Genomic DNA, 16,417 nt, shown 5'->3' with positions numbered 1-16,417 from the left:
ATCATGATCCACCGCACCTCCCGCCAGCTTGCAAGAAGTTTTGCAGCACTCGCCATTCTCGTTCTCGCCGGTACGGCCGTCGTGACATCGTGGAAAGCGGCGCTTCTGCCACCGGTCGCCGCCGCCTGCCTGATGCTGCTTTTCGCGCTCCTAAAATCCAGACGCGTCATCGACGACTTTCTCGGCTTTCGCGAAGAGCGTGGCCTGCTGCGCACAGCACTTCTGGCATGGCCGGCCATCTTTGCCGCCGCAGCCCTGCTGCGGGCGCTCCTGCAGGGCATTTTGTCGCTCTGAAAAAGCGGACCACATCACCTCTGCACTTGTTTGCCAAATGGCAAAGAACGCCTGCAGCCAGCGGCTAGAAAGGCGTCAGACCCCACCGCATTCCGCCAGCCTGCTGGCAAATCCCGGCAAGAGGGTTCGATCAAGCCAGTCCGCATAAGCGGTCTTCCGGATGGAAAGGACCATTGGCATGGCAGAACGCCTGACCAAAACAGGAGCGCGAAACGTCTTTTACGGCGGCTCCATCTTCTTCTTCGCCATATTCGTCGGGCTGACCGCCCATAGCCATTATTACATGCGCACCACCTCGACGGATGAAAGCACGCTGACCGAAAGCGTCGCACGCGGCAAACATGTGTGGGAGAAAAATTCCTGCATCAACTGTCACACGCTGCTCGGCGAAGGCGCCTATTTCGCGCCCGAACTCGGCAATGTCTGGAAGCGCTATGGCGGCGTGGACGACAAGGATGCGGCGCGCGATTCCATCAAGGCCTGGATGGCAGCCCAGCCCACCGGCATCGAGGGCCGGCGCCAGATGCCGCAATTCAATCTCACCGAACAGGAACTGGATGATCTCGTCGACTTCCTCGAATGGACGAGCCGGATCAAGACGCAGAACTGGCCGCCGAACGATGCGGGCTGAGGCTGACGGCAAGGAGATGATGAGATGAAATACCAGACGCAAAAAGTCGCCATGCTGTATTTTTACGGCGCAATCGGGTTGTTCGTGGCGCAGATCCTGTTCGGCGTCGTCGCCGCGACGATCTACGTGCTTCCCAATACGCTTTCAGAGCTTCTGCCCTTCAACATCGTGCGCATGATCCACACCAATGCGCTGGTCGTGTGGCTGTTGATGGGCTTCATGGGCTCGACCTTCTACCTGCTGCCGGAAGAGACGGAAACCGAGCTTTACAGCCCCAAGCTCGCCATCGCGCAGTTCTGGATCTTCCTGGTGGCCGCAGCCGTTGCCGTGGTCGGATATATGTTCCGCATCCACGAAGGCCGTGAATTCCTCGAACAGCCCTTTGCGATCAAGGTCGGCATCGTGCTTGTCGTCCTGATGTTCCTGTTCAACATCACCATGACGGCGCTGAAGGGCCGCAAGACCACCGTCATCAATATCCTGCTCTTTGGCCTCTGGGGTCTGGCGATCTTCTTCCTCTTCGCCTTCTACAACCCCATGAACCTGGCGCTCGACAAGATGTACTGGTGGTACGTCATCCATCTGTGGGTGGAAGGCGTGTGGGAACTGATCATGGCCTCGATCCTCGCCTTCCTGATGATCAAGCTCAACGGCATCGACCGCGAAGTGGTGGAAAAATGGCTCTATGTCATCGTCGGACTTGCCCTCTTCTCGGGCATTCTCGGCACCGGCCACCATTATTACTGGATCGGCGCGCCAGGTTACTGGCAGTGGATCGGCTCGCTCTTCTCGACGCTGGAAGTGGCCCCCTTCTTCACCATGGTCATCTTCACCTTCGTCATGACCTGGAAGGCCGGCCGCAAGCATGAGAACCGCGCAGCGCTTCTGTGGTCGATCGGCTGCTCGGTCATGGCCTTCTTCGGCGCCGGCGTCTGGGGTTTCCTGCACACGTTGTCTTCAGTGAACTATTACAGCCACGGCACGCAGCTTACCGCCGCGCACGGCCACCTCGCCTTCTTCGGCGCCTATGTGATGCTGAACCTTGCGATGATGGCCTACGCCATCCCCGAAATGAAGAAACGCGCGCCCTACAACCAGTGGCTTTCGATGACGAGCTTCTGGGTGATGTGCACGGCCATGTCGGTCATGACCTTCGCGCTGACCTTTGCCGGCGTGGTGCAGATCCAGCTTCAGCGCGTCATGGGCGAAAGCTTCATGGATGTGCAGGACCAGCTGGCGATCTTCTACTGGATCCGTCTCGGCTCCGGTTTCGCAGTTCTCATTTCGGCGGTCATGTTCATCTGGGCAGTCCTGGTGCCGGGCAAGCAGAAACAGGGCGACGTCGCCCGCCTCGTGCAGCCCGCCGAATGAGAAACGGACCGGCTCTCCTTTTCCCCCGGAGAGCCGGTCCTTACCACCAACCATGGAGATGACCATGAATACGATTTTCCGCCCCCCGCCGCAGCCTTTGCCGGACACGCCGTTCTATACACCGCTTGGCAATGAATGCACGCTGTTCGAAAGCGCCTGGGTGCGGCAATTGCCGCTGCTGCTGAAAGGCCCGACAGGTTGCGGCAAGACCCGTTTCGTCAGCCATATGGCGGCGAAACTCGGCCTGCCGCTTTCGACCGTTTCATGTCACGACGATCTCGCCGCCGCCGATCTGACCGGTCGTTACCTGCTGAAAGGCGGTGAAACCGTGTGGATGGACGGCCCGCTGACACGATCCGTGCGTCAGGGCGGCATATGTTACCTCGACGAGATTGTGGAAGCGCGCAAGGATGTGGCCGTTGTGCTGCATCCGCTCACCGACGACCGTCGTATCCTGCCGCTGGAGCGCACCGGCGAGGTGCTGGAAGCGCCCTCGGGTTTCATGCTCGTCGTATCCTACAATCCCGGCTACCAGAACCTGCTGAAAAGCCTGAAACCCAGCACCCGCCAGCGCTTCGTCGCCATTGAATTCGATTTTCTGCCCAAGGAGCAGGAGATTGCCGTCGTGTCGCATGAAAGCGGGCTCGATGCGCGCGATGTCGAGCCGCTCGTCGATCTCGCCCACCGGCTGCGCGGCCTGAAAGGCCACGATCTGGAAGAAGGCGTCTCCACCCGCCTGCTCGTTTATTGCGCCAGCCTCATCGATACCGGCCTTCCCGCCCGTCAGGCCGTGCGCGCGGCGATGATCGAACCGCTGTCCGACGAGCCGGATGTGAAGGCCGCGCTGCATGAAGTCGCGGATGCGGTCATACGATAAGGCACATTTATATCAATATCTGAATGCGCGGTATTACCCGCGCATTCCGGCTCGATGCCATGAGGATAAACCATGCTGGACTTTCTGGAACTGGAAGAAACCGTCGGCCGCGCCTGGCACAGGCTGATCGGCGATACCGGTACATGGTTGCGCTTTCCGGATCACGCCGTGAAGCTGGAAGATATGCAGGCCGTGCTGGCCATTTGTTTCCGCGGTTTTGGCGGTGAACACGCGGTGCAGATCGCTCCCGCCCGCGCGCGCACTTCCAGCCACCGGTTGAGGCTGCGCCAGCGCATGGGCCTTGGCGAAGAGAAGCTCGCCCAACCCGGACGCGATCATGCCACGCTGATGCTGCCGCCGATGCTCGATCTGTTTCCCGACCGGTGCCTCAACCGCGATCTTTATCTCTGGCTCGCCGCCGCCATGGCGATGATGCCGCTTAAACCGGTCGTGGCTGCCGATCCGCTGCGCAACGATCTTGCCCGGCTCGACCGCGCCGCGGAGCTGGCCAAGACCGTAACCCGTACTTTTCCCGGCATGAAGACCCGCTATCGCCGGCTATGCGCCGCCATGCTCGCGGTGCGGCAAAAGCGGCCACTGCCGCAGGCCGAACAGCAGGTGGAACAACGGGTGCTTTCCATGCTGGCCGATGCGGCAGGGATCGAGGGACATGAGCCACCCGCCGGCTTTCTGGCCAAAGCGCCGCCACGCTACCTGCCGATGCTGCCGGTGCCGCTGTGGCCGGATACGCTGCTGCGCGAGACATCCGAAGCCCGGCAGGGCAAGGACCAACCGGCAACGAGCGCCGCGCCGCAGGGGGCGGAGACCGCCCGCCATATCGCCGTGCGCGAAAAAACTGAGAACCGCCAGACCGAACGCAGCCCCTTCATCCTCAATCGTTTCGAAAAAATCCTCGCCATGGCGGAGATGGTCAATGTCGACCGCCCCGTTGACGACAGCGACGATGCCGACGGCAGCGCAGCCGACGAGCTGGATGATATGACGCTGGGAGAGAGAAAGGGACGGCCTTCCGCCCGCTTCCGCTTCGATCTGGACCTGCCGCCCGAAGCGCTGAACCACACCGCGCTGACGGCAGAGCTCACCTATCCCGAATGGGATTATCGCAGCGGTACCTATCTCTCCGATCATTGCCGGGTGATCGCCGGTCCGGCGAAGGACGCCAAGACGGCACCGGAACCCGACCCGGACACCAAAAGCCTCATCCGCCGAGTCAGGCGGCAATTCGAGGTGCTGCGGCCACGCCACGAGATGCTGCGCGCCCAGCTTGACGGAAATGATCTCGATCTTGACGCGGTGGTGCGCGCCAGAAGCGATATCACCGCCGGCGGACAGGGCAGCGACCGCATTCATATGGCCAGTCGCCCGCAGGCGCATGATCTCGCCGTAACGATCCTCGTCGATGTGTCCTTGTCCACCGATGCCTGGTTCGACAATCGCCGGGTTCTCGATGTGGAAAAGGAAGCCCTGCTGGTGCTGGCGCACGGGCTTTCCGCCTGTGGTGACAGTCACTCCATCCTGACCTTCACCTCCCGCCGCCGTTCGTGGGTGCGGGTGGAAACGGTGAAAGATTTCGATGAGCCGATGGGCCACACCGTCGAGCGTCGCATCGCGGCGCTGAAGCCCGGCTTTTACACCCGTATCGGCCCCGCCATCCGCCATGCCAGCGCCAAGCTGCATGAAAGGCCGGAGCGCCGCAAGCTGCTTCTGCTGCTAACGGACGGGAAGCCGAACGATGTCGACCACTATGAGGGCCGCTTCGCCATCGAGGACAGCCGCCGTGCGGTCTCCGAGGCCAGACGTTCGGGCGTAAGCGTCTTCGGCGTGACCGTCGACAGCAAGGCGCAATCCTATATTCCGGCCATGTTCGGCCAGAACGGTTATGCCATCGTCAACAGGATCGCCAAGCTTCCATCGGCGCTGCCGGCAATCTATCGCAGCCTTGCCGGCTGATTGTCGCGCAGACGGACCTGACGAATCTCAGGTTTGTTTGCGCGGCGACAATGTCTCCCAACCGCACGGCGGATAGGTTTTTCCAGTCCGCCGGCCGGCCGCACCGCCGGGCATCATTCCATCCGCGGCCGTGGAGCCAGCCTATGTCCGAAGCTCATACCGCAACCAATATCGATGTGCGCATCATTCCGCATCGCGAACGTCATCCGCGCATTTTCGGTGCGCTCGGCGCGTTGACCGAGGGGCAATCGCTACAGATCACCAGCGATCACGATCCCCGTCCGCTGCTTTACCAGCTGGCCACCAATTTCCCTGGCCAGTTCGGCTGGGAATATCTCGAACAGGGTCCGGACGTCTGGCGCCTCGATATCGGCCGGCTTGAAGAACAGGCCGAAGGTTCGGAAGACGATATCTCCGGCTGCGAATGCTGCTGCGGATCCGAACATTGAGCCCAGCGCCTGCGGCATGGTGAAAATTCCTCTGGCGGACGGCCCCTGCCGCCGCCAGCCGACAGATGAGGTGATGCAATGACGGAAATGATCAGGGAACTCGATGTCCGGCCGCTTTTGCTGAGCGGCGGCGAGCCTTTTCCGGCCATCATGGAAGCCGTGGCAGGGCTTGCGCCCGGTGAGGCGCTGCGATTATACGCCACCTTCCGGCCCAGTCCACTGTTCAAGGTGATGGCCGAACGCGGTTTCAACCATCAGGTTCGGGAAATCGGCGGCGGCGACTGGGAGGTGCTGTTCACGCCGCGATCCAGTGAAGCCGAGCAGATTTCCGTGTCGCCCGCGCTTGCGGGCAACGCGGAGGAGCCGCAGATATGGCCCGACCCGGTCGTCTATCTCGATCTGAGCGATGAGGCGACCGAGGGTCAAACGACCCGTACGCTTGCCACACTTGACAGTCTTCCCCTAGGTTCCGTGATCTTCTTGCTGATGCCGCAGGAACCGACCTTCCTCTACCCGGAGCTACTGGCCCGGGGTCATCAATGGGCCGGAAATTTCGACGAGGCGCGCACGGCGTTTCGCATCTTCATCCGCGCCGGTGCCGGCGCGCATTAAACCAGAAGTCAAACTCCCGGAAAACGAAACGCCCCTGAAATTGCTTCCGGGGCGTTTTGTTTTGGCGGTATGGCAAGCAGGCCTTCTAGGCTTTGAGCGGTTTGCGCTCGCGCATCAGGATCGGCCCGTACTCGAAGCAGAACAGACCGAAACCCACGATCCAGAGAAGCGCCGAGCAGGCGTAGAGACGCATCATCGCGCCGGGGAAGAACTCGGCTGCCGGCCTCAGCAGTGCGCAGGCGATCAGCGCCACATAAGCGGCAATAGTAACTTTGCTAGCCGCGAGCTTTCGTCCGGTATGGCCGAGACTCGCTCTGGTCATCACCGCAAGCATCATGCAGCCGATGACGCCGACGGTGAAGACATGCAGGACCGAGCGTGTGTCCATGACATCGAGAGCCGCCAGCGCGATGGCGATGAAACCGGCGGGGATGAAGGCATAGGCCGCATGCAGCACCACCAGCACCTGGTCCGGCCATGTCGTCCAGCCGCGCCAGCGGATGAGCCGCATCGCATGCATGAAAGCCGCCAGAAGCGCCGTTATCACGGCCAGCATGCTCTCGGGTTCCATTGTCCAGGTGGCCAGCGCCGCAATGCCGGTGAGGATGGCGGCGGTGTCGAAGCCGTTATAGGGCACAGGAAAATCCGTGCGGCCGAAACGGTTCAGCCAGTTGCGAGTGAAACTCGGCACGATCCGGCCGCCGACGATAATGACGAGCACGGTGTAGGCTGAGACGGCAAGACGGGTCGCCGTCTGGCTCAGGTCGCCTTCAATCGCCGCCAAATGGAAAACGATATTGGCGACGGAAAGCGCCAATAGCCCACCCAGCACTTTGAGGTCCTTCCACTTGCGCCCTGCAATGACCTCGCGCGCGCAGATCGTGAGAAGTGCCGGCAGGAAAAGTCCGTCAACGGTTGCGGCGGTGACCACACCTACCTTGCCTGGCACCAGCAGCAAGATCCGGCCCGCGCACCACAGCGCAAACAGCCAGACCAGCGGTTTGCCCGATACGGGCAGCCGCCCCGTCCAGTTGGGCACAGCCGTCAAGAGAAAGCCGGCCAGCACCGCTGAAGCGAAACCGAACAGCATCTCATGGGCATGCCAGTTCGGCGCGCCATAATCTCCGCCAAGGTCGATGAAGCCGGAAAGTGCTGCGATCCACAACACCATCGCCACGATGGCCCAGAGGGCGCCACCGAGAAAAAACGGCCGGAAGCCGTAGGAGAAGATAACCGGGCCGCTGCGTGCCAGCCCCCTTGGAATGCCGCCCTTTGGCCGGCTACGTCCTTTGGTGGGAACGGGTTGGCTGCCACTCATTATAATGCTCCTTGCTTGGTCTTGACATATGTCTAGACCCAAGCCCGTCAGGCTTCTTTGCGAACGGGCAAAGAGGCGGTGCTACCCGTCCGCATGAAGCCGTAACCGCCTGCCAAAATGTCGCAGGTGGCCCGACGCGCAGTTTGCTCCATCTCAAATTGTATTTCCGCCCCTCCACTACAAATGCTGGGACAGAGCGAAGCATGCTCTGCCCCAAGAGGGACAGGAGAAATATGATGACGGAAACCTTCCACATCACACGGCGTAATATTCTCGCAGGCGCGGCATTTGCAGGGGCTATAGCTCCGGTCATCATGCCATCGACAGCGAGCGCGGCAGAGGAAAAAAAGGCTGCGGCCAAGCCATTGACGAACGCGGATATTGGAGTACTGCCTCGCGTAAAAGTTGATCTCGTCAAGCCGCCCTTCGTGCATGCTCACACGCAGAAAGCCGAAGGCGGACCGAAGATCGTCGAGTTCACGCTCACGATCAAAGAGCAGAAGATGATCCTCGACGACAAGGGCACCGAGGTCCACGCCATGACCTTCAACGGTTCGGTTCCCGGGCCTCTGATGGTGGTGCACCAGGACGACTATGTCGAACTGACCCTCATCAACCCCGATACCAATGAGCTACAGCACAATATCGATTTCCACTCGGCCACCGGCGCGCTCGGCGGCGGCGGGCTCACCATCGTCAACCCCGGTGAAAAGGCGATCCTGCGCTTCAAGGCCACCAAGGCCGGCGTCTTCGTCTATCACTGCGCACCTCCCGGCATGGTGCCGTGGCACGTCACCTCGGGCATGAATGGCGCGATCATGGTACTGCCGCGTGAGGGCCTGACGGACGGCCACGGCAAGGAGCTCGTTTATGACAAGATCTATTATGTCGGCGAGCAGGACTTCTACATCCCGCGCGACGAGAACGGCAATTTCAAAAAATATGAAAGCGCCGGCGACGCCATGGCCGACACGCTGGAGGTGATGCGCAAGCTGACACCGAGTCACATCGTCTTCAACGGTGCGGTTGGCGCGCTAACGGGAGAACACGCCCTTCAGGCCGCCGTGGGTGAAAAAGTGCTGATCGTGCATTCGCAGGCGAACCGTGATACCCGCCCGCACCTTATCGGCGGCCATGGCGATTATGTCTGGGCAACGGGTAAATTCCGCAATCCGCCGGATATCGACCAGGAAACATGGTTCATCCCCGGCGGCACGGCAGGCGCGGCCTTCTATACCTTCGAGCAGCCCGGCATCTACGCCTATGTCAATCACAACCTTATCGAAGCCTTCGAACTGGGCGCGGCCGCCCATTTCAAGGTGACAGGCGAGTGGAACAACAGCTTGATGCAGGCGGTGCTCGCCCCGTCGAGCATCTGACACAAGCGGAAGCGCGCCCGTCGACAGCCGCGGGCGCGCTTAAGGTTCTGCTCTCCGCGCCTGAACGCAGGCCCGACTTTGGCGTCTTCTCGACGCAGGCAGGTTCCCATGGGCATTTCTGGCAACAGCCACTTCCCAAAAGCCGTCTCGCTTCTTCTCCCGCTCTCGATTGCAACGCTGCTGGCAACGGCCATCGGTTTCCAATCCGGGATCATCCGCAGCGGCATTGATGACCGCGCGACCATGATGGCTCCACAGGTCGTCACAGTGCCCGCCGGGCATTTCACATACCGGGCGGAGGGCGAATATTTCCGCAATGGCTATGCCGTCGATGGCCCGATGGTCGACGTAGTGATGCGGCAAAATCTGACGATCATGAAATATCAGGTATCGAGCGGCGATTATGCGCGCTGCGTAGCGGAAGGCGGCTGTCAGCAGCCGGAACCCGGCTTTACCGCTCCGGTCGGCGGCGAGATACCGGCAACCGGAATCAGCCAGGATGACGCCCGCGCTTATGCGACGTGGCTGAGTGAGCGGACAGGCGAGGTCTGGCGCCTGCCGAGCGACGCTGAACTGGCTTTCGCCGCCGGGTCGCATTTTCCGGATGAGACGCTGGGTGTCGGCGCGGACAGCGAAAACCCGGCCTTGCGTTGGCTGGCCGATTACGAGCGGCAGACCAGCCGTAAAGCCTCGGACAACCCGGTTCCGCAATCCTATGGCAGCTTTGGCGAAAACGAATATGGCCTTGCCGATTTCGGGGGCAACGTCTGGGAATGGACATCGAGCTGCAGCCACCGCGTGACGCTCGGCAAGGATGGTGAGGCGATCGATAGCGTTGCCTCCTGCGGTATCCCGGTCGCGTCGGGAAAACATCGGGCGGCTATGAGCGCCTTCGTCAAAAACCCGAAGAGCGGAGGCTGCGCTGTCGGAGTACCGCCTGACAATCTCGGCTTCCGGCTGGTGAAGGATACGCGCTGGTATGCTCCGCTCGTCGAAAAGCTCCGGGCAGCCGGTCGGGCTACGTGATAGTCGTCACTTAAAACATCCAGTTGATTTATATCATTTGTTCTTCTTCGCCCGATGGGTAGAGCTGTGTCGTTGAGAATACAGAACGCTCGCATCATGTTTCTCTTGGCAGGGAGCGCGCGGTGCCAGTTAACCGGAGAGGGTGCAAGTGAAGATTGACCGAAGCGTCATCCGGTCGCTGGCCTTGTTTGCCAGGATGGCCGACGATGAGCTGGACGGACTGCTGACGCACGCCACATCTCGGCTGGTGCCGCCGGGCGAAGCCATCTTTGAGCAGGGCCAGCCAGCCAAGCATTTCTTCCTGCTCATTCATGGCCGCCTGAAGGTGACGCAGGTCACGCACGATGGCCAGCAAATCATCGTGCGTGTGGTGCATCCCGGTGATCTCTTCGGTTTCGCCCGGGCGCTGCAGCGGTCCGATTATCCCGGTACCGCGACCACGGCCGCCGAAAGCGTGATCCTTTCCTGGCAGACGGACCTCTGGCCGCACTTCGTCGAGCAGAACCCGCACCTTGCCGTCTCCGCCATGCAGACCATTGGCCAACGTCTTGAGGAAGCCCATACGCGCATCCGCGAAATGTCGACGCAGGAGGTAGAGCGTCGGGTGGCGCACGCCGTACTGCGCCTTTCGCAACAGGCAGGGCGCAAGGAGGTGGACGGTATTCGAATCGACTTCCCGATCTCGCGGCAGGATATAGCGGAAATGACCGGCACCACGCTCCACACCGTTTCTCGCATCCTGTCCAGTTGGGAGAGCAAGGGCCTCGTTCAGGGCGGCCGGCAGAAGCTTCTCGTATGCGATCTGCCGGGCCTTGCTCAACTGGCGGACGGCGATACCAGTCAAGTCTAGGGCGAGCCTTGGCCTCGCTCATTGCGGCAGCCTGCTCTTGCGCGTTTCTTACGCTCTGTCGGTTACAGGGAGGTTGCTAGTTTAAGTCGCGGGACATATGATTTTTATAAAAGCGGTAAAACTGAATGGAGCGAACCATGCCCCATGTCACCCGCGTATTTCAGTCCGGTACCTCTCAGCCGGTTCGCCTGCCGAAAGAATTGTGTTCGACGCCCATCGTGTGGACTTACGCAAGCGGGCGATTCACCGATCTTGCGTCCCATATTGAGCGTGCCGAGGCCTGGAACTCTCTGAAAGCAGCGATGGCGCGCGGCGTGAGCGACGATTTTATGAAAGACGTGCGCGACCAGCCAGATCCACAGGACCGGCTGGAGAATACGATGTTTCCGTGATCTCGCATCTTCTCGACACGACTGCGGTCATAACATTGATGGCCGCCGATCGGACGAATTCCTAGCCTCCAAATTGACGAGGGCCGCGTGCGCTTCTGCGCCGGTCGTGGGCGTGGCGCAGCTCCGGAAGCGTCGATGATTATCGACTTCTTCGATGCACCGAACCAGGCGGATGCGCGGGCACTCGCGTTGTCGCTGCAGCGCGGCGCGCCGTCTGCATTTTTGCAGGATCGATCTCCGCTACGATCCATGCAGAACCAGAAACAAGCCGCATGTTGTGCATTACCAAGCGGCCATGATCGGCGAGGCCGCCTGGACGTCCGTGATCACCCTACACCAACACAAAGGCCCTCTTCGAGGTTTAACGCTCTGGGAATCGCCCTCGTTGTTGACCCGAACCTCACTCGCGCCTATCGCTTACGAATGAGACCATCGACAAGAACCAGAAGATCCGTGCCGTCTCGCCTCGAGATCTTGCGTATGAAACTACGTCGTATCGAACGCGGGCGCGATCAGTGGGCACTTGCCTGGCAGGCCGCGCTCGCGGTGATCGACGTCAGTATCATTGCATTCTTCATCTTCGGGCCGTTTTTGCGAACCGGACCGTCCTATCTGATCATCGACTACATCATCGCCGTCTGGATCTTGGCGGAGCTGTTTGCGCGTGCATTCGCTACCGGTTCCGTTACGACGTTGCTGAGGCGCCCGATGACATGGATCGATCTTGTCATCCTCGCGACGCTGCTGTTTCCTGATGCACTTTTCAATTTCGCTTTTCTGAGAGCGATGCGATTATGGGCAGTGGGAGCGAGCCCGCTTTTTGTTATTGTTCTGAAACGGCTGGGCTGTCATCACTTTAAGGACGTGGCGCGCGCATCGTTGAACTTCCTCGTCTTCCTTTTCATGGTGACGGGGTTTGTTTACACGACGTTCTTCTACCATCAGGGCGGACTCATCGGGTTCGTCGACGCCCTTTACTTCACAGTTGCCACAATGACGACGACCGGGTTCGGTGACATCACTCTTCCGGGCCCCCTCGGAAAACTCACCTCCGTTGTCACGATGATCGTCGGAATCTCGCTTTTCGTTCGGCTCGCGCAATCTATCGTGCGTCCCTACAAGGTCCTGTATCCATGCGAGACATGTGGCCTCCAAAGGCATGAGATTGACGCGGTCCACTGCAAAGCCTGCGGGCAGTTGCTGAATATTCCGAACGATAACGATTGATTGCGCTAGTTGCGCCAGAAAAGCGGCGAGAGAATAATAAGGACGGTGACGATCTCCAGACGACCCATCAGCATCAGCATAGAGAGGAGAAGCAGAGCGGGGTTCGACATTTCCGCGAAGTTGCCGGCGGGGCCGACCATTGAACCGATCCCGGGTCCGACGTTCGACAACGCGGTTAAAACGGATGAAGCTGCTGTCTGGAAGTCATATCCGAGCGCGCTCAGGACGACCGTTCCCATCGCCCAGAACGAAACGAAGACAGAAAAGAAAAGAAAGATCGCCTTCTGCATGTCCGCGTCCACAACAGTTCCTCCATATCGAATGGTGGTGACGCTGTCTGGATAGATAACCTTCATAATTGCTGGTCGCAGCGACCTGTACATGATGACAAAACGATATGCCTTGATGCCGCCCGCTGTCGACCCTGAGCAACCGCCAACAAATGTAGCGACAAAGGCCAGCGACACCGCGAGAGGTCCCCACGCCGTATAGTCCTGGCTGGCGAATCCGGATGTCGACAAGATCGAGGCCAAATTAAAAAACGAGTGGGCCAGCGATGTCCCTATTGCGACGTTGTTATGCAGATGGTGGTACACGCCCAGTGCCAGAGCCGAAAGGATGAGGTAACCGAGAAACGTGATGATCTGCGGGTCTCTCAATGGGGCAGAGGAGCGTTTTACAGCGAACAGAATGAGGATCGAAAAAGGCAGGCTGCACAAAGACATGAAGAACGTACCGGCCCACAGCAATGGCACGCTGTCAAAATAGGCAAAGGAAGCATCGTGGGTGGAAAAACCACCCGTAGCGACTGTGGTCATCGCATGGTTCAGCGCATCAAACTGATCCATTCCGAGCACATGATAAGCCGAAGCGCATACGAGTGTGATTGTGACATAGATCGCCACGAAAGCGCGAAGGAAACTCGCGATACGCGCGAAAACCTTGTCGCCCTTGTCCGAAGATTCCAGCCGGAAAAATGACATCCCCCCAAGGCGCAAAAAAGGCATCACAAAGAGACCTAATGCGACGATCCCGATTCCGCCGAACCATTGCAGCATCGAACGCCAAAGAAGAACTCCAGGCGGGGCATGATCAAGATGGGTCATCACCGTTGATCCGGTTGTCGTCACCGCGGAAACGGATTCAAAAAGTGCTTTGAAAAAGGTGAGGCCTTCTCCACTGAGCCAGAGCGGTAAGGCGCCAAGAACGCAGAAAACAATCCAGAGCAGATTGACGAGCAGCACCCCCATGCGTCGATTAAGTTGCGGTGTGCCCTCCCGGGTTGCCATGGCTGTTCCGGCAAACAGGGCCGTGCATAGAACACTCACTCGGGTGAAAACAATTGCGTCCGGGTTCGAAACGTAGAAATCAGCAAGCGCAGGCACCATCATCGCGACGCTGAGGTAGATGCCGAACAAGGAGGCAATGTGGATCGCGGAACGGAGGTTGGCGGCGGTCAACTGTGTCTCCCATAGCTTTGCTACGTCTAGAATGCGGTGTTTGGCTCAATCGTAAAGTCTTGGCGGTCCACTCAGCGAAAAATTTCCGGTTTTTGTGGAAACCGTCTACAGCTTCGGATATTTATATTCGAACAGCGCGTGCTGCGTGCGCTGCGGGTTCCCCGAAATCCACGGAGACTGAGATCAACTTCCAAGCAAGGGAGCGTGAACCTGTGTCTTCGACATCAAATCCAGGTCGCATCAATTCCACACTTCGCAAGTTTCTTGACAATGAAGCCTCGGGCGGCCTCGTCCTCATGGCCGTCGCTTTACTCGCGATCATTACAGCCAACTCACCTGTGGCGGAAAGCTACTTTCATGTCCTTCATGTCTATCTGGGACCGTTGAGCCTTCAACACTGGATCAACGACGCTCTGATGGCAGTCTTCTTCCTGATGGTCGGGCTTGAAATCAAGCGCGAAATGCTTGATGGGCAGCTCTCCACCTGGATTCGGAGGGTTTTGCCAGGAGCTGCAGCAGCAGGCGGCATGCTGTTTCCGGCCATCTTCTACGTTCTTCTGAACCGCGGCAATCCCACAGCACTACAGGGATGGGCGATCCCCACGGCAACCGACATCGCGTTCGCGCTGGGAGTCATCTCATTGTTCGGATCACGAGTTCCGACGTCGCTCAAGATTTTTCTCGCGGCGCTTGCTATAATTGATGACCTCGGCGCTGTTATCGTCATCGCTCTGTTTTACACGGCAGACCTGAACCTCACCGCTCTTATTGGCGCTGCACTTGTTTGGGGCAACCTCTTCATCTTCAACAGGATGAAGGTAAAGGTGCTGTGGCCTTATCTCACACTCGGTGCTGTCCTTTGGGTGCTAGTCTTTGCGTCAGGTGTTCATGCCACACTTGCTGGTGTCATGCTCGCACTGACGATCCCGTTGAAGCTTACCCCCGGCACCCCGGAGGCAACGCCAGCCGAGTCCCCCCTCCATCGCCTTGAACATGCGCTTCACAAGCCGGTTGCTTTCATCATTGTGCCAATCTTCGGCTTCGCCAACGCTGGCGTGTCACTTTCCGGTCTCAGCGTCTCTGTCTTCAGCGAGCCGTTAACAATGGGCGTTGCTGGCGGCCTCGTTTTCGGCAAGCTCGCTGGCGTACTTGGCGTCGTCACCTTGCTGGTAAAGCTTCGGCTTGCACAACTTCCCGCGCAGGCAAGCTGGGGTCAGGTGACCGGCACTGCCCTCTTATGCGGGATCGGCTTTACCATGTCCCTCTTTATTGGCTTGCTCGCCTTCGACGACCCGGAAGTTCAGAATCATGTTAAGGTGGGAATTTTGATGGGATCGGTCGTTGCAGGTGTCTTGGGCGCCATTGTGCTGGGCGCATCAAGTCGCCGGACGTCGAAGGCTTCCGGCGAGACTGTCTCCACCTCGTGATGTATTCCGGACACCTCTTGGGGCCACTTCGCCGGATTGGCGGGCTGGCCTCTCAAGCCCTCTACCATTTGCGCGAGACACGTTGAGCTAGAGTTGCAGTCACGCCTGCCGGGACAGAAGCGAGCCAGACGAGCAAATCGGGAACGAATAAAATGCCCCGGACCATTGTTTTCGCCACAAAACTCGGCAAAAGACGCACAGCGACTTGCGTCGTGCCGAAAGGGAGGACAATCCAGACATGTTTCAACCCGTTGAGCGCACTCACCACTTGCCGCAAAAGGTAGCTGATGAGATAGGAAAGAAGATCGAAACTGGAGAGCTGCAACCGGGAGGCAAGCTTCCGGCGGAGCTGAGCCTTGCCAGGACATTCGGCGTGAGTCGATCCGTTATCCGTGAAGCAATTGCAAAGCTTCGGAGTGAAGGCCTGGTCGAGACCCGTCATGGTATCGGAGCGTTTGTATTGTCGACGGTTCGTCGATCGAAAATTCGTCTGGAGATCTGTGGTGTTCCCGATCCGAATGATCTGCCTGGGCTGTTCCAACTGAGGCTGCCTCTTGAAAGGCAAGCTGCTCGATTGGCCGCAACGGAGCATAAGGTCAACGATCTTTCCATTCTAAGAGAGCATGTCTTCGAAATGAGCCGGGTCAGCGACTGGCTTGCGAAGGGCATCGGCTCTGATATCGCATTTCATCTGGCTGTCGCACGGGCAACGCAAAACCGATTCTATGTCGATATGTTGTCTCCCCTGTTAACCTATCTGGGCGACATCATTCCCCTCGCCTTTCGCTGCACAGGCGACACAAATATCGCGACAACAACATTCGACGAACACCGCGCTGTTTACGAGGCAATCGCCGCTCGCGACCAGGATGGTGCGGAGAAATGGATGACCTATCACATCGTTAATTCGGCCAGCCGATTAGGACTTGGTGAGGACGCACTCTTCGGCATGCCATTGCGGGCAAATAAAAATGTTTGAATTTCACATAGGTCGGGTTGTCTGACATCCAGTCGTATGCTAGCGAACGCATAGATAGTGGGAGGATATACATGGCCGGCGTAAGGTCGATCGACGCTACCGCAATTTTGCCTGAGGATTATGAAAACGCTTTGCTCGTCGGCCGCGTCTGGTC

At 59.1% G+C, this 16,417-nt stretch carries 16 protein-coding genes; 14 read left to right on the top strand and 2 right to left on the bottom strand.

From position 1 onward, the window contains the following. Positions 1-3: 3 nt before the first annotated feature. From BLU28_RS23350 to BLU28_RS23320, 7 genes are all read left to right on the top strand, one after another. Complete coding sequence (locus BLU28_RS23350; RefSeq protein ID WP_077986041.1) at positions 4-294, top strand: hypothetical protein; 291 nt, start codon at positions 4-6, stop codon at positions 292-294. Between the two features lie 178 nt (positions 295-472). Continuing rightward, positions 473-925 (top strand): c-type cytochrome, encoded by a 453-nt coding sequence (locus BLU28_RS23345; RefSeq protein WP_022557547.1) that lies wholly within the window; start codon positions 473-475, stop codon positions 923-925. Positions 926-949: 24 nt separating this feature from the next. Then, positions 950-2,296: a nitric-oxide reductase large subunit gene (locus BLU28_RS23340; RefSeq protein ID WP_003585385.1), complete on the top strand. Its 1,347-nt coding sequence runs from the start codon at positions 950-952 to the stop codon at positions 2,294-2,296. A 64-nt stretch (positions 2,297-2,360) separates the two neighbouring features. Continuing rightward, positions 2,361-3,173, top strand: coding sequence for a CbbQ/NirQ/NorQ/GpvN family protein (locus BLU28_RS23335; RefSeq protein ID WP_077986059.1), 813 nt, complete (start codon positions 2,361-2,363; stop codon positions 3,171-3,173). A 72-nt stretch (positions 3,174-3,245) separates the two neighbouring features. Continuing rightward, the gene (locus BLU28_RS23330; RefSeq protein WP_077986042.1) at positions 3,246-5,144 is read left to right on the top strand and encodes a nitric oxide reductase activation protein NorD; all 1,899 of its coding nucleotides are present in this window, start codon (positions 3,246-3,248) and stop codon (positions 5,142-5,144) included. Between the two features lie 143 nt (positions 5,145-5,287). Next, positions 5,288-5,593 (top strand): DUF2249 domain-containing protein, encoded by a 306-nt coding sequence (locus BLU28_RS23325; RefSeq protein WP_034499555.1) that lies wholly within the window; start codon positions 5,288-5,290, stop codon positions 5,591-5,593. Between the two features lie 78 nt (positions 5,594-5,671). After that, complete coding sequence (locus BLU28_RS23320; protein WP_034499553.1) at positions 5,672-6,205, top strand: DUF2249 domain-containing protein; 534 nt, start codon at positions 5,672-5,674, stop codon at positions 6,203-6,205. A gap of 85 nt (positions 6,206-6,290) precedes the next feature. Here BLU28_RS23320 and BLU28_RS23315 read toward each other — a convergent pair whose 3' ends face one another. After that, positions 6,291-7,523: an NnrS family protein gene (locus BLU28_RS23315; protein WP_077986044.1), complete on the bottom strand. Its 1,233-nt coding sequence runs from the start codon at positions 7,521-7,523 to the stop codon at positions 6,291-6,293. A gap of 236 nt (positions 7,524-7,759) precedes the next feature. Here BLU28_RS23315 and nirK point away from each other — a divergent pair, with 236 nt between their 5' ends. From nirK to BLU28_RS23290, 5 genes are all read left to right on the top strand, one after another. Next, positions 7,760-8,902: a copper-containing nitrite reductase gene (nirK, locus tag BLU28_RS23310; protein ID WP_077986045.1), complete on the top strand. Its 1,143-nt coding sequence runs from the start codon at positions 7,760-7,762 to the stop codon at positions 8,900-8,902. Between the two features lie 108 nt (positions 8,903-9,010). Further along, entirely contained in the window at positions 9,011-9,928 is a 918-nt protein-coding gene (locus BLU28_RS23305) for an SUMF1/EgtB/PvdO family nonheme iron enzyme (RefSeq protein WP_022557538.1), read from the top strand. Positions 9,929-10,076: 148 nt separating this feature from the next. Continuing rightward, a complete protein-coding gene (locus BLU28_RS23300) occupies positions 10,077-10,778 on the top strand; it encodes a Crp/Fnr family transcriptional regulator (protein WP_003585377.1) in 702 nt (233 codons plus the stop codon). A 137-nt stretch (positions 10,779-10,915) separates the two neighbouring features. Further along, positions 10,916-11,170 carry an antitoxin gene (locus BLU28_RS23295; protein ID WP_077986046.1) on the top strand — a complete coding sequence of 85 codons (255 nt, stop codon included), beginning with the start codon at positions 10,916-10,918 and terminating at the stop codon, positions 11,168-11,170. 423 nt (positions 11,171-11,593) lie between these two features. Further along, positions 11,594-12,397, top strand: a complete 804-nt coding sequence (locus BLU28_RS23290) for a potassium channel family protein (protein WP_072495342.1) — start codon at positions 11,594-11,596, stop codon at positions 12,395-12,397. 5 nt (positions 12,398-12,402) lie between these two features. Here BLU28_RS23290 and BLU28_RS23285 read toward each other — a convergent pair whose 3' ends face one another. Next, positions 12,403-13,857, bottom strand: a complete 1,455-nt coding sequence (locus tag BLU28_RS23285) for a TrkH family potassium uptake protein (RefSeq protein WP_077986047.1) — start codon at positions 13,855-13,857, stop codon at positions 12,403-12,405. A gap of 212 nt (positions 13,858-14,069) precedes the next feature. Here BLU28_RS23285 and nhaA point away from each other — a divergent pair, with 212 nt between their 5' ends. Together nhaA and BLU28_RS23275 are read left to right on the top strand one after the other, a co-directional pair. Continuing rightward, positions 14,070-15,284, top strand: a complete 1,215-nt coding sequence (gene nhaA, locus BLU28_RS23280; protein WP_175477730.1) for a Na+/H+ antiporter NhaA — start codon at positions 14,070-14,072, stop codon at positions 15,282-15,284. 238 nt (positions 15,285-15,522) lie between these two features. Further along, positions 15,523-16,263 carry a FadR/GntR family transcriptional regulator gene (locus BLU28_RS23275; RefSeq protein ID WP_077986048.1) on the top strand — a complete coding sequence of 247 codons (741 nt, stop codon included), beginning with the start codon at positions 15,523-15,525 and terminating at the stop codon, positions 16,261-16,263. Positions 16,264-16,417: the final 154 nt, after the last annotated feature.

It is taken from the genome of Agrobacterium pusense, assembly GCF_900102105.1.
GTDB classification, from domain to species: Bacteria; Pseudomonadota; Alphaproteobacteria; order Rhizobiales; family Rhizobiaceae; genus Agrobacterium; species Agrobacterium pusense.
This window is presented reverse-complemented; position numbering and strand designations above follow the sequence as displayed.